This is a genomic window from Actinoplanes derwentensis (assembly GCF_900104725.1).
Lineage (GTDB): Bacteria > Actinomycetota > Actinomycetes > Mycobacteriales > Micromonosporaceae > Actinoplanes > Actinoplanes derwentensis.
The window spans coordinates 3,782,746-3,803,815 of record NZ_LT629758.1; the positions used below are offsets into that span (position 1 = coordinate 3,782,746).

The window sequence follows — 21,070 nt, forward strand, 5'->3', positions numbered from 1 at the left end:
CTGGGAAGACCCCGGAAAAGCCGAAAGCCGCAAAACCCGGTACCACCGAAATGACACGACAACCCGAGAAGCCGAAATCCGGGCAGCCGGGAGATCAGGAACGCGGGAACGCGGGAGACCGAGCGGCCGGGATAGACCGGGGAGCCGGGCAGTACGGGAACGACAAGCGCCGAAGAAAGGTACAACGACATGCTGACCGTCGACTATGACCGGCTGGACGTGCGGCCGGGGATGCGGGTCCTGGACCTGGGATGCGGCGAGGGCCGGCACACGTTCGAGGCGTACCGGCGGGGGGCCGACGTCGTGGCTCTCGACCTGAACGTCACGGATCTCGCCACTACTCGCCAGTGGTGTGCGGCGATGGCTTTGGAAGGTGAGGCGCCGGCTACGGCGAGCGCGACCACCGTACAAGGCAATCTGTTGTCCTTGCCTTTTCCGGATGCCAGTTTTGATCGGGTGATCGCGTCTGAGGTGCTGGAGCACATTCCGGATGACGTGACGGCTATCGCCGAGTTGACGCGGGTGCTGCGGCCGGGTGGGCTGGCGGCGGTGACGGTGCCGCGGTGGCTGCCGGAGCGGGTGTGCTGGGCGCTGTCCGATGAGTACCACGCCAACGAAGGTGGGCACATCCGCATCTACAAAGAGGATGAGCTGGCCGGACGGCTGCGGGACGCGGGGCTGACGGTGACCGGTAACGGGTTCGCGCATGCGCTGCACAGTCCGTACTGGTGGCTGAAATGTGCCATCGGGGATTCGGCACCGACTCGGGCGTACCACCGCCTTCTGGTGTGGGACATCGTCGACAAACCGGTCTTCACTCGGGTGCTGGAGCAGGCGCTGAACCCGTTGATCGGTAAGAGTGTGGTCATCTACCTGCAGAAGGAGGAGGTGCTCGCGGGTGTCGGTGCCTGACCTGCCGGGCGTGCTGAGCGCCGACGACATCCGGGCCACCGTCGCGAGTATCGCCGCTGTTCAGGAGCCGGACGGCCTGATTCCGTGGGAACCGGGGCAACAGGCCGACCCGTGGGATCACGTGGAGGCCGCGATGGCTCTGGACGTCGGCGGGGAGACCGCGCGGGCGGTGGCCGCCTATGACTGGCTGCGGCGCAATCAGCGGACGGACGGATCCTGGGCTTCCCGGTACCAGCATGACGGTGCCGTCGCGGACTCCACTGCGGAGACGAATCATGCCGCCTATCTCGCGGTGGGCTGCTGGCATCACTGGCTGTGTACCGGGGACGACGGTTTCCTGGAGCGGATGTGGCCGGCGATCCGGGCCGGGCTCGACTTCGTGACCGGGTGTCAGGCTCCGGACGGCGAGGTCTGGTGGGCGTTCGGCGACCAGGTCGCGCTGCTCACCGGCTCGTCCAGCGTGCACCAGGCACTGCGCTGCGGGGTGGCGATCGCCGACCGGGTGGGTGAGCCGCAGCCCGACTGGGAACTCGCCGCCGACCTGCTCGGCACCGCGATCCGGGAACGTCCGGGCGCGTTCGCCGACAAGGGCCGCTACTCGATGGACTGGTACTACCCGGTCCTGGGCGGGGCGATCCGAGGACCCGCCGGGCGACAGCGCATCCAGGACCGGTGGGACGAGTTCGTGGTACCCGGCCGGGGTGCCCGCTGTGTCGCCGACCGGCCGTGGGTCACCGGCGCGGAGACCTGTGAGCTGGCCCTGGCCCTGGATACGGTCGGGGAACGGTCCGCCGCCGAACAGATGGTCGCGGCGATGCAGCACCTGCGGGCGGAGGACGGTTCCTACTGGACCGGTCTGGTGCTCGACGACGGCGTGCGATGGCCGGTGGAACGCACCACCTGGACCGCCGCCGCAGTGGTGCTGGCGGTCGACGCGCTGCACGCCGCGCACCCCCGATCAGGCGTCTTCCGGGGCGAAGCGGTCCCGGCGGAGCAGCCGCAGTGAGCCCTGACCAGGGATTTCAGTGAACTCGCCGGTGTCGAGAGCCTGGCGATAGATGCGGTAGGGCGCCTGCCCACCGTCGGCGGGGTCGGGGAAGACGTCGTGGATGGCGAGGATCCCGCCGACGGCCAGGTGCGGCGCCCACGATCCTAGGTCTCGCTGAGCCGACTCGTCGGTGTGGCTGCCGTCCAGAAAGAGGAACGCGAGCGGCGCCGACCACAGCGCCGCGAACTCCTCGGCCCGCGCGACGACCGCGACGACCACGTCCTCGGCGCGAGCGGCGGCGATGGTGCGCCGGAACCCCGGCAGCGTGTCGATCAGTCCGACCGCCGGATCCACCAGTCCCGGCTCGTGGTACTCCCATCCCACCTGATGCTCCTCGGACCCGCGGTGATGATCCACGGTGACGACCTTGCCGCCCCGTGCCCGCGCGGCCGCCGCCAGGTAGAGCGTGGACTTCCCCAGGTAGCTGCCCACCTCCAGGATCGGCCCGTCCGGCGCGTCGAGCGCGGCCCGAGCCAGCGCCCGCCCTTCGTCCTCCGGCATGAAACCTTCAGCCGCAACAGCCGCGGACAACAAATCAAGATCCATTTCAACATCCTATTTCGGTACGGGTAACGCCGGCTCTCGTGGCCACCCCGCAAGGCAGGCGCGACACCGGACCGACCAGCGGCCGCCGGGCCGAATGCGGTGGTCACCGGACAACACCGTCACGTCGAGCCCAGGCAGCATAGTCAACTTCTTTACTATGCACTTGTTTGCTCATATGCTCCGGGCGTGACTTCTTATCCGCACCTGCTGAGCCCGCTTGCACTGGGGCATACGACGCTGCGTAATCGGGTTGTCATGGGGTCGATGCATACCAAGCTTGAGGATCGGCTCAGTGACCTGCCGAAACTTGCCGCGTTCTTCGCCGAGCGGGCCCGTGGCGGCGTGGGGCTTATGGTCACCGGGGGTTATGCGCCGACGTGGCGGGGGTGGCTGGCGCCGTTCGGTAGTCAGATGACCCGGGAAGGGCACGCTCTGCAGCACCGGATCGTCACGGACGCGGTGCATGAGCATGACGGCAAGATTCTGATGCAGGTGCTGCATGCGGGGCGGTACTCGTACCACCCGTTCAGTCTCGGGGCCTCAGCCAAGAAGTCGCCGATCACGCCGTTCGCGCCGCGGGCCATGAGCACCAGGCAGGTGGATCGGACTGCTTCCGCGTTCGCGCGGGCATCGTTGCTGGCTCGGCGGGCCGGATATGACGGGGTGGAGATCATGGGGTCGGAGGGGTATCTGATCAATCAGTTCCTCGCCGCCCGTACCAACGATCGGTCTGATGTGTGGGGTGGCTCTGCCACGAAGCGGATGCGGTTTCCGCTGGAGATCGTGCGGCGGGTGCGGGAGTTGTGCGGGGACGACTTCATCGTGCAGTACCGGATCAGCCTGCTCGACCTCGTCGACGACGGTCAGTCCTGGGAGGAGACCGTCGACCTGGCGAAACAACTCGCCGAGGCGGGCGTCTCGATCTTCAACACCGGGATCGGCTGGCACGAGGCACGAGTGCCGACGATCGTCACGTCGGTGCCGCCGGGCGCGTTCGCCTGGGTCACCGGCAAGCTCCGGCGTGAGGTGACCGTGCCGGTCGTCGCGTCGAACCGGATCAACCGGCCGGAAGCCGCCGAGCAGATCCTCGCCGCCGGTGAGGCCGATCTGGTGTCGATGGCCCGGCCGCTGCTCGCCGACGCGGACTGGGTGACGAAGGCCGTCGAGGGGCGCGAGCGGGAGATCATCACCTGTATCGCCTGCAACCAAGCCTGCCTGGATCACACGTTCAAGAACCAGCGGGCCACGTGCATGCTGAACCCCCGGGCCGGGTTCGAGACCGAACTGGTGCTGCTGCCGACCCGTACCAGAAAAAGGATCGCGGTTGTCGGGGCCGGACCGGCGGGACTGGCCGCGGCTGTCGAACTCGCCGGGCGCGGGCATCAGGTCGACCTGTTCGAAGGGGCCGAGGAGATCGGCGGGCAGTTCCGGCTGGCCGCGCGGGTTCCGGGCAAGGAGGAGTTCGCGCGAACACTCGACTACTACCGGCACATGATCGAGATCCGCGGTGTGGCGCTGCACCTGAAGACCCAGGCCGGGGTGGACGAGCTGACCGGTTTCGACCATGTGGTGATCGCGACCGGGGTAGAGCCGCGGATCCCGGCGATTCCCGGAGTGGAGCATCCGAGTGTGCTCACCTATCAGCAGCTGATCAGCGGGGAAGGGGAAGCCGGGCAGCGGGTGGCGATCATCGGGGCCGGCGGGATCGGGTTCGACGCCGGGGAGTTCCTGCTGTTCTCGCCGGACGAGCCGCTCGACGACTGGATGCGGCGATGGGGTGTCGCCGATCCGGCCGAACAGCGCGGCGGACTGGGCACCAAGGTCAAGGCTCCGGCCCGGCGCGAGGTGCATCTGCTGCAGCGCAAGGAGACGGCGCTCGGCAAGGGGCTGGGCAAGACGACGGGCTGGGTGCACCGGGCGGCGCTGCAGGACTCCGGGGTGACGATGCTGCGGGGTGTCGAGTACGTGCGCATCGACGATGACGGGCTGCACATCACGGTCGCCGGGACGCCGCGGACTCTGGCCGTGGACACGGTGGTGCTGTGTGCGGGACAGACGTCGGTGCGGGACCTGGTCGAGCCGTTGACCGCGCGAGGTGTGACGGTGCACGTCATCGGGGGTGCCGACGTTGCTGCCGAGCTGGATGCGAAGCGGGCCATCAAACAGGCGACCGAGCTGGCCGCGAGCCTCTGAAGAAGCGGATGAACCATGAAGTTCTTGACAATGTCGGTGACGGACGCCGGCGTCGCGCATGTTCAGCTGAACCGGCCGGACAAGCTGAACGCCCTCGCGCTCGACACCCTCGACGAACTCGTCCGCACCGCTCGCACCCTGAAGAAGGACCGCAACCTCCGGGGCGTGATCATTTCCGGTACGGGTGACTCGTTCTGCTCCGGCCTCGACATCGCCGCCGCGATGCGCACGCCCGCCCGGATCGCGAAAGCGTTCGTGCCGCTGCCGTGGCGTGGCACCAACCTGTTCCAGGAGGCGTGCTGGGCCTGGCGCCGGCTGCCGGTTCCGGTGATCGCCGCGGTGCACGGCCACTGTTTCGGCGGCGGCCTGCAGATCGCGCTGGCCGCTGACTTCCGGTTCGCCACACCGGACTCGCGCTGGTCGGTGCTGGAAGGCAAGTGGGGCATCATCCCCGACATGACCGGCATGCGGACACTGACCGAACTGCTCGGCGCTGACGTGGCCAAGAAGCTGACCATGACGGCTGAGCAGTTCGACGGCACCGAGGCGCAGCGTCTGGGCCTGGTCACCGAGCTGCACGACGAACCGCTGAAAGCGGCGACCGAGTTCGCGCTCACGCTCGCCGAGAAGTCCCCCGACGCGCTGGCCGCCGCGAAACGCCTGATCAACGGTGCGGTCACCGGCAGTGCCCGGCGGACGTTCGCCCGGGAACGCCGCGCCCAGCTCCGGCTGCTGGCCCTGCCGAACACCGCGATCCTCCGCAAAGCGGTCATGAAACGCGACACACCGGAATTCCGGCCGCGTGCGCGTCCGTAGGATCAGATCGTGGCACTGAGGAACGCGTTGCTGGCGGCTCTGGTCGATCGGGAGTCGTCCGGTTACGACCTGGCCAAACAGTTCCGTAGCTCGGTGGCCAACTTCTGGACCTGCACGCCGCAGCAGCTGTACCGCGAACTGGAGAAGATGGAAACCGAGGGCCTGCTCTCGGCCCGGCTCGTCAAACAGGACAAACGCCCCGACAAGCGGATCTTCTCGGTGACCGAGGCGGGCCGCGACGCTCTGCACGCGTTCTCGCTGCGCTCCCCCAAGCCCACCACGGTCCGGGACGAACTGTTGATCCAGGTCGAGTCGCTGTCGCACGGTGACGTGCCGAGCATCCGGGAGTCGATCCGCACGCATCTGGCGGCCAGCCGGTCCCGTCTGGACGGTTACGAGCAGCGGCTGTCCGACATCCTCGGCACCCGTTCGGACAGCGAGTTCCTGGCCACCGGCACCCGGATCGGCCCGTACCTGACACTGCACCGGGGTATCAGTTTCGAACGCGAGAACATCACCTGGGCTGAACTGGCGCTGGACGTTCTCGGACGCCGGTTCCCTTGACCACCGCATTCGGCCCGGCGGACGCGGGTCGGCCCGGTGTTCCGCCTACGTCGCGTGGCGAGGCGGGAGATGACGACTGTGACGGTGGGTACCGGGCGTACAAAATCGGGGGTGTTCTGCGGTGAATCCTCTTCTTCTGCCGGTTGTCGCAGCTCAGGGGCTGTGGCTGAAGTCGACGATCAAGCCCTTGCCGGCGCCGGGTGGGGTCTCGGGCGGGACGGTCACCGGGAGTGACGTCGCGAGACTACGGCTCGCCGTCGTCGGGGAGTCGACGGCCGCCGGGTGCGGGGTGGCGCGGCACGAGGACGGGTTCGCGGGCGCTTTCGCCGGTGAGGTCGCCGCACGCACCGGGCAGACGGTGGAGTGGGCGGCGACCGGGCGTTATGGGGCCACCGCACGGCTGATCCGGGAGCGGCTGCTGCCGTCGATCGGTGACGATCTCAACCTGGTCGTGGTGCTGGCCGGGGTCAACGACGTGCTCACCGGGCGTAGTGCTCGGCAGTGGCGCGCCGATCTGACCGGCATCATCGGGGATCTCGCCGGGCGGACCCGGAAGATCGTCGTCACCGGGGTGCCGCCGTTCACGCTGTTCCCGGCGTTGCCGGCGGTTCTCGCCCGCTATCTGGCCGAGCGGGCGTCCGTTCTGGATCAGGTTTCCGAACAGGTCTGCGGGCGGGACGCCGTCTTCGTGCGGTCGGATTTCGATACGGTGCCGCCCGGGTTCTTCGCCGCCGACCGGTTCCACCCGTCGGCGGCCGGATATCGCCAGTGGGCGGCCATGGTCGCGGAGAGGGTCGCACAGTGAGGCTTTTCGGTACGGTCGCCGGCCTGTACGACTCGGCCCGGCCCGGATATCCGGCGTGGATCGGCGAGTCGATCGTGAGCTTTCACGGTCGTGCGCCGTCGTCGGTGGTGGAGATCGGGGCCGGAACCGGAAAGGGGACGGCGGTGCTGGCCGGGCTCGGGGCGCCGCTGACCTGCATCGAACCGGATCCGCGGATGGCGGCGGTGCTCGCCGGACGGTTCCCGGCGGCGGTCGTTCACGCCACGACGTTCGAGGACTGGACACCGCCGGACGGTGGTGCCGACGTGCTCGCGTGCGCGATGGCCTGGCACTGGCTCGACCCGGCGACCCGCAACCGGCTGGCGTTCGACGCGCTGGCGCCGGGCGGGACTCTGGCGATCTTCGGGCATCGGTACGGGTACGCCGACCCGGATCAGGGCGAGGCGGTGCGGGCCACCCTGTCACGCCTGAACCGGACCGGATCCGATCGCCCGCTCGACTGGTTCCACCAGGACGTGCTCGATCACGGGTGCTTCACCGGCGTACGCAAAGAGGTCCGTCGGACACCGCTCCCCCTGGACCGGACCGGCTACCTGAACCTGATGGCGACGTTCGGCCCCGGCCTGAAACAGTCGCCGGAGAGGCAGCGGCAGGTCCAGGAAGCGCTCGGCCGGCTGGTCGACGACTTCGGCGGAAACGTGGTGCTGGACCTGCGGACGACGCTGGTTCTGGGCTCACGTTGAAACCGCCGGTCACCATGGACGCATGACCGACTTCCCCCGGCCTCCCCGGCGACGGCTCGATCGACGGTTCGTACTGTGGCGGACGTTGCAGACCGTGTTCTGGAGTGCCGGGGTGCTGGGGGTGCTGGGCGCGGTCTGGTTCTTCGCCGAGGTGACCCGGCCGTGGGTGGGGCCGGTGCTGGTGGTCCTCGGGGTGATCTACCTGGTGAACATCGCGATCATGCCGAGCTGGCGCTACCGGGTGCACCGCTGGGAGACGACCGACGACGCGGTGTACGCGCTGACCGGTTGGCTGACCCACAAATGGCAGATCGTGCCGATCTCCCGGATCCAGAGCATCGACACCGAGATCGGGCCGTTGCAGCGGGCCCTGGGGCTGGCCACGATCACCGTCACCACGGCGTCGTCGGAGGGGAACATCGCGATCGAAGGGGTCGCCGTGGCCGACGCCGAGGAGACCGTCGACCGGCTACGCGAGGTCACCGCCGCGACCGTTGGTGACGCCACGTGACCGAGGAATCCTGGCGGCGGCTCAGTGTCCGGGTCGTCTATCTCGGGCTGATCCGGCTGGCGATCTCGCTGGTCACCGGCTATTTCGGGATCGCGTGGCGAGACGATCCGGTGTGGCCGCTGCTGCTCGGGGCGGCCGGTGGGCTGCTCGGGGCGATCGTTGATCTGAAACGGTGGCAGACGACCCGGTTCCGGATCACGCCGGAACGGGTGGAGATGCGGACCGGGTGGATCTCGCGCAAGCATCGGACTGTCGCGCGGGACCGGATTCGGTCAGTGGACAGTTCGGCGAAGTTCATTCCGCGGCTGCTGGGGTTGCGGACCGTGCGGATCGGTTCCGGTGAGGCTGAGTCGTCTTTCGAGTTGGACGCGCTGGACCGTTTCAACGCTGAACGGGTGCAGCAGGAGTTGAGGCCTGGCGGTCCCCTTCCGGAGACTTCCGAGATGTCGCCCGTGGACGAGATGGTCATCACCCGGCTGCGACGCGCCTGGATTCCGCTGAACGTGTTCAGCGTCGGAGCCGTCTTCGCCGTCGCCGCGCCACTGTTCGGACTGAACTGGATGCTGCGATCGATCGATGTTGACCTGCTCGGCTTCGGCCGGGAACTGTTCGGCTGGAACTCCCACAGCCTCCCCGTCAACATTCTGCTGGTCCTGCTCGTCGCCTACCCGCTGGGCTTCCTCGCCAAGGGTGCCGCGTTCGTGGTGGAGAACTGGAGATTCGAACTGGTCCGCACCCGCGGCGCTCTGATCACCCGCCGCGGCCTGTTCACCACCACGACGGTGCAGCGTTCCGACGACCGCACCCGCGGCATCGCCTTCGCCGAACCGCTGATGACCCGCTGGCTGCGGTTGACCCGCACGAAACTGCTGCTCACCGGCGCAGCGGCCGGCGAGGGTGGCGGCGGTGACATCCTGCCCGGCATCCGCCTCGGCGAGGCCCGCGACCTGGCCGCGCAGATCCTCCCCGACGGTGCCCGGCCGTTGGAGGCGCCACTGCGAACACACCCCCGGGGAGCGCTGGTACGCCGGGTCGGCTGGGCGATCCACACTCCGGCCCTGCTCGCCGGGGCGCTGCTGCTGTTCCCGTTGCCCGGCTGGGTGTGGCCGCTGCCGCTGCTGCTCATCCCGGTCACCGTGCCCCTCGCCGTGGTCGCCTACCGGTCGCTGGGTCACACCGTTCAGGACGACTACCTGGTCGTACGGGAGGGCGCTCTGACCCGGGACACGGTAGCCCTGCAGAACCGCGCCGTGCTCGGCTGGAGCCTCGAACAGTCGATCTTCCAGCGCTGGGCCGGCCGGATGACCGTCGGCATCGCCACCGCCGCCGGTTCCCGCCACTATCAGGCCCACGACGTGAGCGTCGACCAAGCCCTGACACTGATCACGGAGGCCACTCCGGCCCTGGCCGCCGCCATCCGCGACGACAGCGGCGACCCGGCTCGTGTCGTTCAGCCTCGCGGCCCGGAGAGTCCTCCCGGCCCGGCGATCAGTGCTTGCTGACCGCGGTCGGCCGCACCAGCAGCACCACCCGGTCCGGGGAGTCCGGCGGCGCATCGGTGCCGAACGGGGCGTTGTACCGTTTGGCCAGCTCGACGTAGAACGCCCCGGTCGGGTCCGAGTCGATCCGCTCGACCACGCCCCGAACCTCCAGATACCGGTACGGGTTCTCCGGATCGATGATCGAGATCGCGACGTTCGGGTTGGCCGTGATGTTCTTGAACTTGCGCCGGAAGTTGGTGTGCGTGAACTTGATGAACTCCCCGTCCCAGGCGTACCACATCGGATTCACCTGAGGCGACCCATCCTCCCGAACCGTGGCGAGGTCAGCGAAGAGCGGCCGCTCCAGCAGATCACGAAAGTCCTCAGGAATAGCCACGCCGGTCATGCGCTCTCCTACTCGATGCGTAGAGGTTCTACTTCCCTCAGCCTACGGAGAACCGGGCGAGCCACCTCAGGACGCACCGCCTCGGTGTCATTCCATGCGCGAGCTCGCCGCTCACCGGTACAGGTCGGCGGCATCGACCAAGTAGATCTGCGGGTCTGACTGTGCCTGGCGTCGTAGGTCGTCGGTGAATCCGCTGCCGCTGAACAGGATCAGCCGGCACTGGTCGGCCTGGATCGCCCCGCGGGCCCGGATCAGGTCACGGGTCTCCGACAGGCGCTGGAGATGCCCGAGTCCAACGATGTCTCCCCATTTCGCCTCGCCGATGGCCAGCAGCACCTCACGCCCGTCACCGTCGCGGCCGAACGCGGCGACGTCGACCTCTCTGCTGCTTCGCCGGGCCGGGTCGGCCACCGTCCCGGCAGCGACACGGTTCGGCACCCCGCCCAGCACGTCCGGAGACGCCTCCCAGCGTGTCCAGGACCTGCAGACCGATTCGAAATGCGGGCCCATCACCTTGCTGGTGAAGCTCTGCTGGATACGCGGCCAGACCCGCCGGGCCCGGCCGGGACGTTCGAGATCTCCCCAGACCGGCCGCATGACCGCGTGGTAGAAGGTCACCAGCGGTTCGGCCACCCGGTAGGCGCTGCGATTGGACCGGAAGGCGTCCTCTTCCCGAGCAACCATGCCGACGTCTTCGAGAACCCGCAGAGCGTGCCCGAGATCGGAGGCCTGCCTGCCCAGGTATCCGGCGATCGCCCCGCGCTGGGTGTGCCCTTCGGCGATCGCGGCGAGCACGGAATGATAGAGCGCCGGGTCCCGCAGATCGGGTTCCTCCGCCAGGATGTACCGGGCCTCACGGAACAGGGGCCGGGCCGGGTTGAGGACGGCACGGATCACCCAGGAGTCGAAGTCGTCCGGGCTCCCCGGCGTGTCCTCCTGAACGAATTCGTGTCGGTACGCGGGAGTCCCACCGACGATCGCGTTGACCCGCAGAGCCGTCTGCGGATCATCGATCTGCCAGAACCGGGCCGCCTGCCGGTAGTCGAGCGTGGGCACCACCAGTTCGAGACCGGCCCGCCCTCGCAACGGAGCGGTACCGGACAGCAGGCCGCCCATGAACGACAGCGCCGATCCGCACAACAGCAGTCGCACCGGGGTGTTCTGCCGCTGGGCGGCAGGATCCAGGGCTCGCTGGATTATCGAGGGCAACTGTGGACTTGACCGGGCAAGAAACGGGAACTCATCGATGACCACCGGCACCGGACCAGTCGCAGCCAGCGACATCGTCCAGGTGATCGCCTCGTCCCAGTTATCGAACCGTGGCGAGGTCGGAAGGTTCTGGTGGCGGCCGATGGCATCGCTGTACTGGCGTAGTGCGTCGCTCTCCGATGACTCGGTGGCGGTGAACATGAACCCGCCGGCAGCCCGAGTCAGGGCGTCCAGCAGATAAGTCTTTCCTTGACGTCGCCGACCGGAGACGACACCGAGGGTCGCCGCTTTGGTGGGGGCGGCCACGTAGCGGACGAGCTCTTCCCATTCCTCGTCACGGTCGAACACGTCCGCAGGCTTGTCCATCGTCATCTCCGAGGTAATCGTACTTACTATAACTACGATTACATCAAGATGGGCCGTGCAGCAACATCATCAGAAAACCGCCGGACAGCGATCAGCCCTGGTCCTGCTGGCTCTGCAGGCTGGACGAGTCCGGTGCGTGGTCATCGTGGCCACGCGGCGCCGGGAATCCGGACCGGCCAGGCCACGGACGGGGCGAGTTCGCCGTGGGTACCGCGGCACACCTCGCACAGCGGCCGGACGGCGTCCGGCGGTTGGATGGTGGACTCGCTGTAACGATGGGGTTCAGGGTCGGACTCGGACCACGGTTCGGCGACACACTCGCGGTTGTAAGTGACGGTGGGCCGGTCGAAGCAGTGGTGTGGGCGCCCGTACGGATAAAGCTCCCTGATGGCGGTAGCTCGGAGGGCAAGCGGTCCCGGTGGCGCGTCGGTGCAGTCGGCCTGATGGATCCAGGGCTGCGGCGGATAGTCACGAAGATCGCTCATTCCGCGCACTCCGGCCGCCGACCAGCCGGGTCAGGCACGGTCGCCCCCTGGTCGACGATGCGCTGGATCGCGGCCACGTACGCACCATGCTCTGTCTGGTGGACGGCGCGCTCAACGCCGCGCCAGGCATGAACAGCCCGCACACGGCGCCGCCAGAGCGGATATCGAATGATCTCGGCGACCATCACGCCTCCTGTGTCTCGCCTCCAAGGGGACGAACGTCGGATCCAGCCCACCAAGGGCCGAAAGGCATTCGCTGAAGGGACCCGCCGCTCAAGCAACGGCGGGCTCTCCGGTCACGCAGGGGCCGCTGTCGCAGACCTGATCGTGGCCGAGCGATCACGAGAGGTGAAGGTACGTCCTGGGCTAGTTGAGCTGGTGATCGTCCGTAACTGACCCGGCATGTACCAGTTACAGATGATCAGCGCCCACCAGCGCCGTCAACTGGGCGAGGTCTTCACCCATTGCCCGCCGCCTGGTCGCCGCGAGTTGGCCCACCAAATCCCCGGCAAGCCGCTGGTTCCGCAGCCACGTCGGCGCGGTCCGGCCCAGCCCGAGCAACACCTCACCGGCCGCCGAGTTGTCGGCAGCTGTGCCCTTCTGTAGGTGGGCTGACGCGACATCCAGCTGATGACGATGCCGACATGACGGAGTCGGCACCGTGCTCGGCTCGATCCGCGCCGCGATCTCCAGGGCTTTTCCGGGCTCGCCAGCCACGACGGCGGCTTCAGTGCGCATGTAACCCACCTTCGCCAGGCTGAAACCGCCCATCTCGACGTCGTCCCACTCGGGCATCGATAGCTGCCCCAGGCGCACCGCGCCGGCCTCGGCCGCATCCAGCTGCTCGCGAGCGTCATCCGGCCGGGCATCCCGAGCCGCTGCAGCCGAACCGTACAGGAGCAGCCACCCCCAGTTCGCCAAGGCGACCGGTGTGGCCCGGCTGAACCGCGGCTCGATCGCGTCGGCCGTGGCGATCGCCAGCTGGCTGGCATCGCCGAACCGGGCCTGCCTGGTGAGCAGCCAGAGCATGCTGCGGACCGCCATCGCACCCACACGACTCGGGTCGGACGAACGCTCGGCAGCGTCCAGACTCGCCGACAGAGCGATGTGTGCCAGGTCGAGGCGGCGCAGTTGCAGCAGAGTCTTACCCGCCATTCGGTACGCCCCGGACAACAGCCCGTACGCCACAGCCTGGTCGTCACCGGCAACGTCCCGGATGAGATGCCGAGCGTCGGTCAGCAGCTGCGGCAACGCTCGGAGGACGGCGGCGTACTCGTCATGGTGGTACAGCGCGTCGGCGTACCGGACCGCCCGAGTGACGGTGTCCACGGTGATCGGGCCAGCGAAGTCCTCGGCGATCACCAGGCCGCCGATGCCGCGAGCGGGTGTGAGGACTCGACGGAGTTCGATCAGGCCGAGTTCGTCATCGTCGCCAGCCTCGCGGCGTACGGTTGCCTCGGCGCTGTCGCCGTGCAGCGCGCTGGTCGGTACGCCCAGAGCCCGGGCCAGCTTGTTCATGGTCTCCACCCGGGCGGTGGTGCGGTCGTTACGTTCCAGTTTGCGGATCGTCTCGACACTGACTCCGGCCACCTCGGCAAGCTGTTCCTGTGTCAGGCCGCGAGGTCGCCGAAGACGGCCGATGCGATCTCCGAGGGTGCTGAGCTCCTGGTTCTGGGTCATCTTGTCGGCTCCCTGGTAGCGGTCAGGGTGCGGCGGCCGGCCGCTACAACCGGCCGCCATCTCGACGGTACGTCAACGCCCACAACGTTGACGTGCTCGTGGGCACGGTCCACCGTTAGGCCTGAACCAGTCGCAGATCACCCGTACGTGCTGGACCTGGCCGGACCCTCAAGCCGCCCAGCGGCACCGGCCGTCGGACACCGACGGCCGGTTGGGCAATCGATTCCGGCTGCAACACCCGCCACAGTGGATCGATGCAGCCCAGCCCAGCCGGCAAGAAGCCCGCGCCCGGAATCACCCTGCCGAACCTGGCGCTCGTCCTCTTCGGCGTCCTGGTGCTCTTCTGCTGCGGCGGAGGCATCGTCAGCACCTTCGCCGAAGATACGACCCCGAACCAGGCGGCCGAGTACGCCAGCCGCCAGGAGGCCCCCGCCACGCCGACCGCCGCCAGCCGCCGGAAGGCCCCCGCTACGGCGGCCACCACCAGCCCCGCCGCAGTCACAGCGGAAGCGGCCCCCTCGGCGACAGCGACGGCTCGAACGACAAATCCGTCGGTACGCCCGGCCACCCGCAAGCCGACACCGAAGCCGACCACGAAGAAGCCCCGGCCGAAGCCGACCACCGAGGAACCCGAACCCGAGCCCGAGGCGTACTACAAGAACTGCACGGCTGTCCGCGCCGCCGGTGCCGATCCCATCCGCAGCGGCGACCCCGGCTACGGCCGTCACCTGGACCGAGACGGCGACGGAGTCGGCTGCGAGTAGCCCGATCGTCAGCGCTTGGAGAGTCGCTGCTGGTCGATTCGCTGGCGGGCAGCCTCGGTGGCCAGCTCGGTGCGGTGGGCCGGGTTGGCCTGGTAGTGCCACACCGTGTGATGGACGGTCTCGGTTTCGACGGCCAGCCACATCCCTCGCAGGATCATCGACGGAAGACGCAAGCCGCGGTGCCCGCCGACGCGGGTGAACCAGGCGAAACTGACATCGACCGGGGCAGTCGCGGCCGGCAGGACGACGACGGCCGGGGCGTTGCCGATGATCGCGGGAAAGACGTCCACAACCGCGTGCCAAGGCAGACGGTGCACGAGGCCGAAACCGCGATGCTCCAGACCGTCCGGGGTGACGCGCAATCTGCCACGACCTCCGAGCCACAGGCGAAAATTCGTCAGGAGGAGCCAGGCTGCGGCGGTGAAGGCCACGATGGCGGCGACCACGCTGACCCGGTCTCCACCGCCGATGATGCCCACACCGAACAGGATCAGCAGAACCGCGGTCAACAGAAGGTTGGTCGAGGCCAGGGCATAGGTCCAGATCGAGAAGCGGAAGGTCAAGCCATCGTTCTCGACGACGACCGAGGATGGCCGCCGGGCTCTGCATGGCCGCCAGAAATGCGCGTCCCCGATCGCGGCGAGATGGCCGAAATACACGGCGACGGCCAAGCTGATCAGGGCACGCTCGGGGAGACGACCTCTTTCCCGCTTCCAGGCGGCACGGATCTCGCGGTAGCCGTCATAAACGAAACGTGGCGTGTCCTTGGCCCGGTCGTCGTACACGGTCGCCACCGATAGACCGAACTGTCCGAAGATCGACACGCCCCAGGCCCAGCGCGGGACGCCGTCGGCCCAGACCCGCACGATGCGGCGAACGAGAAGAACAGCAGGCCGGTGCGGGACCGAAGCACTCGGGGACGACTCATGCCGATGAATTGTCCGGGGCGGCTTCCGCTCCGACCACTGTGTACAACCGAAAGGCTGACGCTACCCCTGGCGGGGCTCAGCAACCACGAACGTACCCCTACCCACAACGGTTACGACCAGTCCGCGCTCTCGCAGCAACTGGATCGCCTTACGGGCGGTGCCCCGCGCGATGCCGTACTCCTGAACGAGTTGATTCTCGGAAGGGATCGGCCGGTCCGGCAGGAGTTCCCCAGCTTCGATTCGCGCCTGGATAGCGTCGGCTACCTGCACGTACAACGGGGTCGGACCCTCATGGTCGATCACATCATCACGATCTCACTTCGTGGTACCTCCTGACTCCCAAAGGGGAACCATGGTGAACCATGTACAAGCAGAGGCGGAAGGCCATACGATCGAAGCCCCCATCACCGCATCGCGTGCCATAGGCCTGACAGCACAGGCAGCCGGGACAAAGGGCTCCACGATGCTCCCGATCGGTCGTATTCCACCCATCCCGCAGGAGAGCGCAATGACACTCAAGAACAGCGACATGCTCCGCCGGACAGCCGAGCAGGTCGCCAACTGCCTCGCCGAGTCCGGTTACGCCTTCGTGGAGGAAGACAAGATCGACGGACTCGCCGCCACGCTGGAGACGTACCTGAACGTGGCCGGAATCCCCGTCAACACAGGCGGCACCGAAGAATCCACCGCGCTCGGCATCCTTCCCGAACCAAACCCGCGGTCAGAGATCTGCGTCGCGGGAGTGCCCTGACCCCAGATCGCGACTACCCATGATCGGATGCCGGGATCCGCCATGCGGTGGTCCCGGCATCCGAAATGCCGAAGGCGACCACCGAGGAACCCGAACCCGCCGCGTACTACCAGAACTGCACGGCCGTCCGGCAACGTCTCAGGCGGCGAGGATGACGTTCATCGTCTCGTGGGGGCGTTCGATGATCGGAAGGTGCCAGCGGGGGTCGCGAGCCGTGACGGTCCGGACGGTGAGATCGGGGAAGGCCCGCCGCCAATCGGCGAGCGAGGCATCGATCATGACCAGGGGATCCATGCCGGGGCCGGTTCCTCGTAGGTAGGTGGCCCGGGTCACCACGCCGACGAGTTCGTTGCCCCGCAGTGGCGGGAACCTGGCGATGAAATGGGCCTGGCTGGCGAGTGCGGGCGTGCCGATCCAGGCTCCCGCGTGCCGCGCCTCGGCCACCAGAGCGGGGTCAGCGTCCGTTTCCGGGGGCGGCTTCGGGCTGACGGCGCTGACGGCGGCCCATGTCGCTGTGCTGAGCGGGCCGCCGCCGTACCAGGAGGCGACACCGAACGCCCAGCCGGGCCGCCTGATCCGGGAGGCCGCGCTCGGCGCGCTGTCGAGGACCAGGCTCACCGCACCGAAGGGCGCCCCGTCCCACCGGTACCGCTCCAGGAAGTTCCGGGCGCACATACCGCCCATCGACGCCCCGTACAACTTGACCTCGCCCGGGCCGAGTCGCCGGAGCTCCGCCATGATCCGCTGGTAGATGTCGTCCATGTCGATGCCGCGCTCGGCGTACCGAACGACGATCAGCGCCTCGTCCTCCGGAAGGTACGGCGCGAACGCCTCGCTGAGCAGGTCGCCGGGCATTCCGTACCCGGGGAACACGACGAGCGCTTCACGTGTGGTGGCCGACCGAGCGCCGACGGTGACCAGGCCGGCAGTGTCGCCGGTCAGGTAGAAGGCACTCGCCAGGGCGTCGGCTCCCAGCAGGGTGACGACCAAGGAGAACGCGAGGCCGGACAGGCGCAACGCTCGCATCGATGCTCGACGAACCGGCCGAGGCTCGATTCCGCCGTTCGCTGCCACAGCTTGCTCCGCATCCTCGGCGAGGAGAAAACCGTACCGCCGTTCGGGCGCTCCGGCGAACCGGTCGGCCCACGACGACCACACCCTCGCCTGTGGACACTGACCCGGGGCCGCCGGATGATGACGCCCATGGATGGATGGACGAAACGCGCTGTGATCATCGGTTCGGCCGGCCTGATCGTGGCGATGATCGCCGTCTGGCTGCTGGCCGACCTCAACACCGCCGCCCAGGTGGCCAGCGTGATCGCGGGCGCCGCCGGTGTGGTCGTGCTGGTCTCCACGATCATCGCCGGTCCGGCCCCGAAACCGGAACGGCGGGCGACCGAGACGGGCCGAAGCGACACCGGGGCCGAAGGCCGGGCGAACACCGGTATCGCCTCGCGTGAACCGGGCGTCGCCGAGAAGACCGGTGACGCCACGAGCCGGGGCGGCAGGTCCAACACCGGCGTCGCTGATGATTTTTGAATGGCGGGCGAATGGAGGACGACCCGGCACACACACGCGGCACACACGGGCGACGCCGTCGCGGTCGGAGATCACTCGATCGCCAACACCGGCAACCTCGCCATCCACAAACACGTGCTGCCGGAGACCTGGGAGCAGAAGCTTGCGGCTGCGGCCAGGGCACTCGCGCGCGACGTCGGCACCCGCGGAAGAGAGCAGCTGGAGCAGCGGCAGCTGACGGACACGGAACCGATCGAGATCCGCTTCGGCCCCGCACCAGCTGACCTGATCGCCCGGTTGGCGAACATCCGCGGTACCCCGCACGGTGCGGTGCCGGAACCGTTGAAGCTGTCCGGCCGGTTCAGCGAGATCGCGGGCGTGTACCACAGTTGCCCCTCGCAGCGTCTGGTCATCCTCGGCGAACGCGGCTCCGGCAAATCGGTGCTGGCACTGAAGCTGGCCCTCGAACTCGTGCGTCCCCGGAACGACGACGATCCAGTACCGGTGATCTTCGGTATCCACTCGTGGGATCCGAACAAGAAGACTCTCCCCGAGTGGATGGCGGACTGCTTGCTCCGCGACTACAACCTGGCACAAGTCGGCATACCGAGGCCGGATCTGGCGGCCGAAATCGTCGGTACCGGGCAGATCCTGCCGATCCTGGACGGCTTCGACGAGATCGCCGACGGGCTGCGTGACGAGGCGCTGCGCATCTTGGACAAGACGTCGATACCGCTGGTGCTGACCAGCGTCACGGACACCTACGCAACAGCGGTCCGGCGGGCCCGCACGCTGAGCCGGGCGGCCGTCATCGTCCTGGAAGACCTCGGAGCGGAAGACCTGACCGACTTCCTTCCCCGTACGACACCGGCCGACCCGGTCACGAAATGGGAGCCGGTGCTCGGTGGCCTCGCGGGGACACCGGCGGGTGCCGCGCTGTCCAGCCCGCTGATGGTCGGTCTCGCTCGTAGAATCTACAGCGACGGGCCGGACGATCCAGTCGTTCTCACCACCGGCCGCTTCCCGGACGCCGAGGCGGTGAAGGCTCATCTGCTGTCCCGGTTCGTGACGGTCGCCTACGACGGCCCGGCACTCGTCCGCGCCGGGGAGAGGAAGAGCAGGTACCGGTGCGCGGAGAAGAACGCCCGGCGCTGGCTCGGCTACCTCGCCCGGCGGCCAGCCGATCCGGACATCGCTTGGTGGACGGTCGCGGACTCGGTTCCCCGTGGCCAGCGCGTCCCCGTACTCCTCGTGGCGGGCGCGGCCGTGGGCGCCACCGCCGGATGGCTGATCCTGGGGCTGCTCGGCCTGGTGGCCGGCGCTTCCGTTCTCGGCCTGCTCGGCGGGGTGGTCGGATGGACCAGAGCCTCCCAGCCCGTACGCATGGAGGTGCACTTCAGTGGCCGGATGCGGCACGTCCTGGCACAACTGGGGTCCGCGATCCTGGGCGGCCTCATCGTGGTGATCATCGGCTGGTACCTGGTGGGCTGGTTCGGCTGGCCCGCCCTGACCGTCGCGGGTGGCGTCGGCAACGCCATCGGCGGAGGGCTCTCCGGCTGGGGACGGCACAGCGACCCGGACGCCGACGCGTTACCCGGTTTGGCGGAGGTGGGGCGCGGGACGTGGAACGGGCTGAAAGGCGGATCCGCCGGAGGGTTCGTCGTCGGCATCCTCTGCCATCTGACGCACGTGCCGATGGGCGGCTTCGGCACCTGGCTCCAATTGGGCGTCGCCATCGGGATCGCCTTCGGCCTCGGCACGGCGGTCATCACCCCACCCGGCGAGGACACCGTCGTCACGCCGGAGAAGCTGCTTCGATCCAACCGCAACTACACGATCTTTCAAACCCTCACGGTCACCGGCGCGTACGGCTACATCATCGGAACACTTACCGAGCCCGCCTTCGGACTGATCCTCGGCCCGGTGATCGGTATGGCGTTCGGGGTGGCCGCCCATGCCTGGGGCCGCTGGATCATCCTGACCCGTTGCTGGCTGCCGCTGACCGGCCGGATGCCGTGGCGGCTGTGGTCGTTCCTCGGCGACGCCCACGGCCGTGAGGTCCTCCGCCAGTCCGGCGCCGTCTACGAGTTCCGGCACGCTCTGTTGCGCGACAACCTGGCCGCCCACCATCCGGAGCATTAGCGGCGGGCTCGCTGGATGGTGACGGCTACCAGGGTGGTGGCGGCTCCGGCGGTGGCTATCGCGGTGGCGGGGGTGGTCAGTTCGGCCAGGGCTCCGAAGAGCAGCGGGCCAACGCCCTGCAAGGCCATCATGCCGGTGGACAACAAGGCGAAGACCTGGCCGCGGCGGGTTTCGGGGGCCGCCTCCAGGAACTCCCGCTGCAGGCCCAGGCTGTAGGCGAAGCCGGTTCCGGCGAACACCAGCAGGGCCACCACCAGCGGTAACGGTGGCGACAACAACAGCAGAAGCAGCGGGGCGCCCAGGACCACCACCAGTGGGGCGGCCAGGCGTTCGCGGAGGCTGGGACGGAGGAAACGGCCCACCACGAACTCGCCGACCAACATGCCGACCGGGGCCGCTGCCATCAGGATCGCGCCGGTGCCGGTGGGGAAACCTCGGTGGGCGCCGTACGAGACGAGCAGGGCTTCGGCACCTACCGCGAACGCGGACGGCAACCATTGGGCCAGCAGCAGACGACGCAGTCTGCGGTCGGTCAGCAGCGTGACGGCGCCGGTCCAGCTGTCGCGGACGGCTCCGCCGGTTCTGGTCGTGGGTGGTGGGGTGGCGGGCAGTCCGAAACGGACCATCACCACGGTCAGCAGGTGGGCGGCCGCCGCGAAGAGTAGGGCGTGTTTCGCGCCGACGGCGGCTACCGCTACGCCGCCGACGGCCAGGCCGATTAGCTGGGCCGCGGAGGAGGACATGCCGGTCAGGGCGCGGCCCAGCACGTACGCGTCGCCGGTCAGCCGGTCGGCGATCGCCCGGGACGCCGCTCCGGAGAAGACCGGGGTGAAGCAGGCGACCGCGCCCACGAACAGCAGGTTCACCAGGACCGGCAGGTCGGCCAGGCCCAGGGTGGCGGCCAGGGCGGCTTCCAGAAGGTAGCCGCCGGCGATCAGCGGGCGAGCCGGCAGGCGGTCGGTGAGGGAGCCGAGCAGCAGGCCGCCGACGAACTGGGGCAGGAAGCCGGCGCCGAACGCGAGCGCGCTGAGCAACGGGGAGCCGGTGGTGCTGTAGACGAGCACCGACAGCGCGAAGATCTGCAGCGAGGTGGCGCTGATGGAGACGCCGCGGGCGACGAACAGGGTTCGGAACACCGGTTCGGCGAAGACTTCGCGGTAGGTGGCGGGGCGGTCGGTGACGGGCATGGCACGAGACTGCTTTTCGATCGTACGACCGGGCC

At 68.4% G+C, this 21,070-nt stretch carries 23 protein-coding genes; 13 read left to right on the forward strand and 10 right to left on the reverse strand.

All coding sequences use genetic code 11. The annotated features are described in order from the left end of the window. Positions 1 to 189: 189 nt before the first annotated feature. Together BLU81_RS16725 and BLU81_RS16730 are read left to right on the forward strand one after the other, a co-directional pair. On the forward strand, positions 190 to 912 hold the full coding sequence (locus tag BLU81_RS16725; RefSeq protein ID WP_092545520.1) for a class I SAM-dependent methyltransferase: 723 nt from the start codon (positions 190 to 192) through the stop codon (positions 910 to 912). Continuing rightward, the gene (locus tag BLU81_RS16730; protein ID WP_157751633.1) at positions 899 to 1,918 is read left to right on the forward strand and encodes a prenyltransferase/squalene oxidase repeat-containing protein; all 1,020 of its coding nucleotides are present in this window, start codon (positions 899 to 901) and stop codon (positions 1,916 to 1,918) included. The genes BLU81_RS16725 and BLU81_RS16730 overlap by 14 nt, the downstream gene beginning before the upstream one ends. Here the strand turns inward: BLU81_RS16730 and BLU81_RS16735 are convergent. After that, positions 1,871 to 2,506: a class I SAM-dependent methyltransferase gene (locus BLU81_RS16735; protein WP_092545522.1), complete on the reverse strand. Its 636-nt coding sequence runs from the start codon at positions 2,504 to 2,506 to the stop codon at positions 1,871 to 1,873. The genes BLU81_RS16730 and BLU81_RS16735 overlap by 48 nt on opposite strands. A 186-nt stretch (positions 2,507 to 2,692) precedes the next feature. Here BLU81_RS16735 and BLU81_RS16740 point away from each other — a divergent pair, with 186 nt between their 5' ends. From BLU81_RS16740 to BLU81_RS16770, 7 genes are all read left to right on the forward strand, one after another. Then, positions 2,693 to 4,699, forward strand: a complete 2,007-nt coding sequence (locus BLU81_RS16740) for an NADPH-dependent 2,4-dienoyl-CoA reductase (protein WP_092545523.1) — start codon at positions 2,693 to 2,695, stop codon at positions 4,697 to 4,699. A gap of 15 nt (positions 4,700 to 4,714) precedes the next feature. After that, positions 4,715 to 5,515, forward strand: coding sequence for a crotonase/enoyl-CoA hydratase family protein (locus BLU81_RS16745; RefSeq protein WP_157751634.1), 801 nt, complete (start codon positions 4,715 to 4,717; stop codon positions 5,513 to 5,515). A gap of 9 nt (positions 5,516 to 5,524) precedes the next feature. Next, positions 5,525 to 6,079 (forward strand): PadR family transcriptional regulator, encoded by a 555-nt coding sequence (locus BLU81_RS16750; RefSeq protein ID WP_092545524.1) that lies wholly within the window; start codon positions 5,525 to 5,527, stop codon positions 6,077 to 6,079. Positions 6,080 to 6,200: 121 nt separating this feature from the next. Then, positions 6,201 to 6,884: an SGNH/GDSL hydrolase family protein gene (locus BLU81_RS16755; RefSeq protein WP_092545525.1), complete on the forward strand. Its 684-nt coding sequence runs from the start codon at positions 6,201 to 6,203 to the stop codon at positions 6,882 to 6,884. Further along, positions 6,881 to 7,606, forward strand: a complete 726-nt coding sequence (locus BLU81_RS16760) for a class I SAM-dependent methyltransferase (protein ID WP_157751635.1) — start codon at positions 6,881 to 6,883, stop codon at positions 7,604 to 7,606. Before BLU81_RS16755 ends, BLU81_RS16760 begins: the two co-directional genes overlap by 4 nt. Before the next feature lie 22 nt (positions 7,607 to 7,628). Next, a complete protein-coding gene (locus tag BLU81_RS16765; RefSeq protein WP_092545526.1) occupies positions 7,629 to 8,117 on the forward strand; it encodes a PH domain-containing protein in 489 nt (162 codons plus the stop codon). Further along, entirely contained in the window at positions 8,114 to 9,619 is a 1,506-nt protein-coding gene (locus tag BLU81_RS16770; protein ID WP_092545527.1) for a PH domain-containing protein, read from the forward strand. The genes BLU81_RS16765 and BLU81_RS16770 overlap by 4 nt, the downstream gene beginning before the upstream one ends. Here the strand turns inward: BLU81_RS16770 and BLU81_RS16775 are convergent. The 5 genes from BLU81_RS16775 to BLU81_RS16795 all read right to left on the reverse strand — a co-directional run bounded on the left by BLU81_RS16775 (position 9,606) and on the right by BLU81_RS16795 (position 13,744). Beyond that, positions 9,606 to 10,004 carry a PPOX class F420-dependent oxidoreductase gene (locus BLU81_RS16775; protein WP_092545528.1) on the reverse strand — a complete coding sequence of 133 codons (399 nt, stop codon included), beginning with the start codon at positions 10,002 to 10,004 and terminating at the stop codon, positions 9,606 to 9,608. The genes BLU81_RS16770 and BLU81_RS16775 overlap by 14 nt on opposite strands. Positions 10,005 to 10,115: 111 nt before the next feature. Further along, positions 10,116 to 11,579, reverse strand: a complete 1,464-nt coding sequence (locus tag BLU81_RS16780) for an AAA family ATPase (RefSeq protein WP_092557210.1) — start codon at positions 11,577 to 11,579, stop codon at positions 10,116 to 10,118. Between the two features lie 140 nt (positions 11,580 to 11,719). After that, a complete protein-coding gene (locus BLU81_RS16785; protein ID WP_092545529.1) occupies positions 11,720 to 12,064 on the reverse strand; it encodes a hypothetical protein in 345 nt (114 codons plus the stop codon). Beyond that, positions 12,061 to 12,249, reverse strand: coding sequence for a hypothetical protein (locus BLU81_RS16790; RefSeq protein WP_157751636.1), 189 nt, complete (start codon positions 12,247 to 12,249; stop codon positions 12,061 to 12,063). The genes BLU81_RS16785 and BLU81_RS16790 overlap by 4 nt, the downstream gene beginning before the upstream one ends. Before the next feature lie 226 nt (positions 12,250 to 12,475). Next, complete coding sequence (locus BLU81_RS16795; protein ID WP_157751637.1) at positions 12,476 to 13,744, reverse strand: helix-turn-helix domain-containing protein; 1,269 nt, start codon at positions 13,742 to 13,744, stop codon at positions 12,476 to 12,478. Between the two features lie 254 nt (positions 13,745 to 13,998). On the opposite strand from BLU81_RS16795, the gene BLU81_RS49870 reads away from it, so the two are divergent. Next, complete coding sequence (locus BLU81_RS49870; RefSeq protein ID WP_197686251.1) at positions 13,999 to 14,508, forward strand: excalibur calcium-binding domain-containing protein; 510 nt, start codon at positions 13,999 to 14,001, stop codon at positions 14,506 to 14,508. 8 nt (positions 14,509 to 14,516) lie between these two features. Here BLU81_RS49870 and BLU81_RS16805 read toward each other — a convergent pair whose 3' ends face one another. Both BLU81_RS16805 and BLU81_RS16810 read right to left on the reverse strand, forming a co-directional pair. Further along, positions 14,517 to 15,374 (reverse strand): hypothetical protein, encoded by an 858-nt coding sequence (locus BLU81_RS16805; protein WP_092545532.1) that lies wholly within the window; start codon positions 15,372 to 15,374, stop codon positions 14,517 to 14,519. 123 nt (positions 15,375 to 15,497) lie between these two features. Further along, a complete protein-coding gene (locus BLU81_RS16810; protein ID WP_092545533.1) occupies positions 15,498 to 15,740 on the reverse strand; it encodes a GntR family transcriptional regulator in 243 nt (80 codons plus the stop codon). 205 nt (positions 15,741 to 15,945) lie between these two features. Between BLU81_RS16810 and BLU81_RS16815 the strand changes: the two genes are divergently transcribed. Continuing rightward, entirely contained in the window at positions 15,946 to 16,188 is a 243-nt protein-coding gene (locus tag BLU81_RS16815; protein WP_092545534.1) for a hypothetical protein, read from the forward strand. A gap of 138 nt (positions 16,189 to 16,326) precedes the next feature. Here BLU81_RS16815 and BLU81_RS16820 read toward each other — a convergent pair whose 3' ends face one another. Further along, positions 16,327 to 17,214, reverse strand: a complete 888-nt coding sequence (locus BLU81_RS16820) for an alpha/beta hydrolase family protein (protein WP_157751638.1) — start codon at positions 17,212 to 17,214, stop codon at positions 16,327 to 16,329. 177 nt (positions 17,215 to 17,391) lie between these two features. Here BLU81_RS16820 and BLU81_RS16825 point away from each other — a divergent pair, with 177 nt between their 5' ends. Then, positions 17,392 to 17,727 (forward strand): hypothetical protein, encoded by a 336-nt coding sequence (locus tag BLU81_RS16825; protein ID WP_157751639.1) that lies wholly within the window; start codon positions 17,392 to 17,394, stop codon positions 17,725 to 17,727. Continuing rightward, positions 17,728 to 19,848 carry an NACHT domain-containing protein gene (locus BLU81_RS16830; protein ID WP_092545537.1) on the forward strand — a complete coding sequence of 707 codons (2,121 nt, stop codon included), beginning with the start codon at positions 17,728 to 17,730 and terminating at the stop codon, positions 19,846 to 19,848. Here BLU81_RS16830 and BLU81_RS16835 read toward each other — a convergent pair. Further along, positions 19,845 to 21,035: an MFS transporter gene (locus BLU81_RS16835; RefSeq protein ID WP_092545538.1), complete on the reverse strand. Its 1,191-nt coding sequence runs from the start codon at positions 21,033 to 21,035 to the stop codon at positions 19,845 to 19,847. The genes BLU81_RS16830 and BLU81_RS16835 overlap by 4 nt on opposite strands. Positions 21,036 to 21,070: the final 35 nt, after the last annotated feature.

Excerpts from the sequence above, each read along its gene's own strand:
- BLU81_RS16725 (WP_092545520.1), top strand. The coding sequence starts at position 190 with ATGCTGACCGTCGACTATGACCGGCTGGACGTGCGGCCGGGGATGCGG.
- BLU81_RS16735 (WP_092545522.1), bottom strand. The coding sequence starts at position 2,506 with ATGGATCTTGATTTGTTGTCCGCGGCTGTTGCGGCTGAAGGTTTCATG.
- BLU81_RS16745 (WP_157751634.1), top strand. The coding sequence starts at position 4,715 with ATGAAGTTCTTGACAATGTCGGTGACGGACGCCGGCGTCGCGCATGTT.
- BLU81_RS16765 (WP_092545526.1), top strand. The coding sequence starts at position 7,629 with ATGACCGACTTCCCCCGGCCTCCCCGGCGACGGCTCGATCGACGGTTC.
- BLU81_RS16775 (WP_092545528.1), bottom strand. The coding sequence starts at position 10,004 with ATGACCGGCGTGGCTATTCCTGAGGACTTTCGTGATCTGCTGGAGCGG.
- BLU81_RS16780 (WP_092557210.1), bottom strand. The coding sequence starts at position 11,579 with ATGGACAAGCCTGCGGACGTGTTCGACCGTGACGAGGAATGGGAAGAG.
- BLU81_RS16785 (WP_092545529.1), bottom strand. The coding sequence starts at position 12,064 with ATGAGCGATCTTCGTGACTATCCGCCGCAGCCCTGGATCCATCAGGCC.
- BLU81_RS16790 (WP_157751636.1), bottom strand. The coding sequence starts at position 12,249 with ATGGTCGCCGAGATCATTCGATATCCGCTCTGGCGGCGCCGTGTGCGG.
- BLU81_RS16795 (WP_157751637.1), bottom strand. The coding sequence starts at position 13,744 with ATGACCCAGAACCAGGAGCTCAGCACCCTCGGAGATCGCATCGGCCGT.
- BLU81_RS49870 (WP_197686251.1), top strand. The coding sequence starts at position 13,999 with ATGCAGCCCAGCCCAGCCGGCAAGAAGCCCGCGCCCGGAATCACCCTG.
- BLU81_RS16815 (WP_092545534.1), top strand. The coding sequence starts at position 15,946 with ATGACACTCAAGAACAGCGACATGCTCCGCCGGACAGCCGAGCAGGTC.
- BLU81_RS16820 (WP_157751638.1), bottom strand. The coding sequence starts at position 17,214 with ATGCGAGCGTTGCGCCTGTCCGGCCTCGCGTTCTCCTTGGTCGTCACC.
- BLU81_RS16825 (WP_157751639.1), top strand. The coding sequence starts at position 17,392 with ATGGATGGATGGACGAAACGCGCTGTGATCATCGGTTCGGCCGGCCTG.
- BLU81_RS16830 (WP_092545537.1), top strand. The coding sequence starts at position 17,728 with ATGGCGGGCGAATGGAGGACGACCCGGCACACACACGCGGCACACACG.
- BLU81_RS16835 (WP_092545538.1), bottom strand. The coding sequence starts at position 21,035 with ATGCCCGTCACCGACCGCCCCGCCACCTACCGCGAAGTCTTCGCCGAA.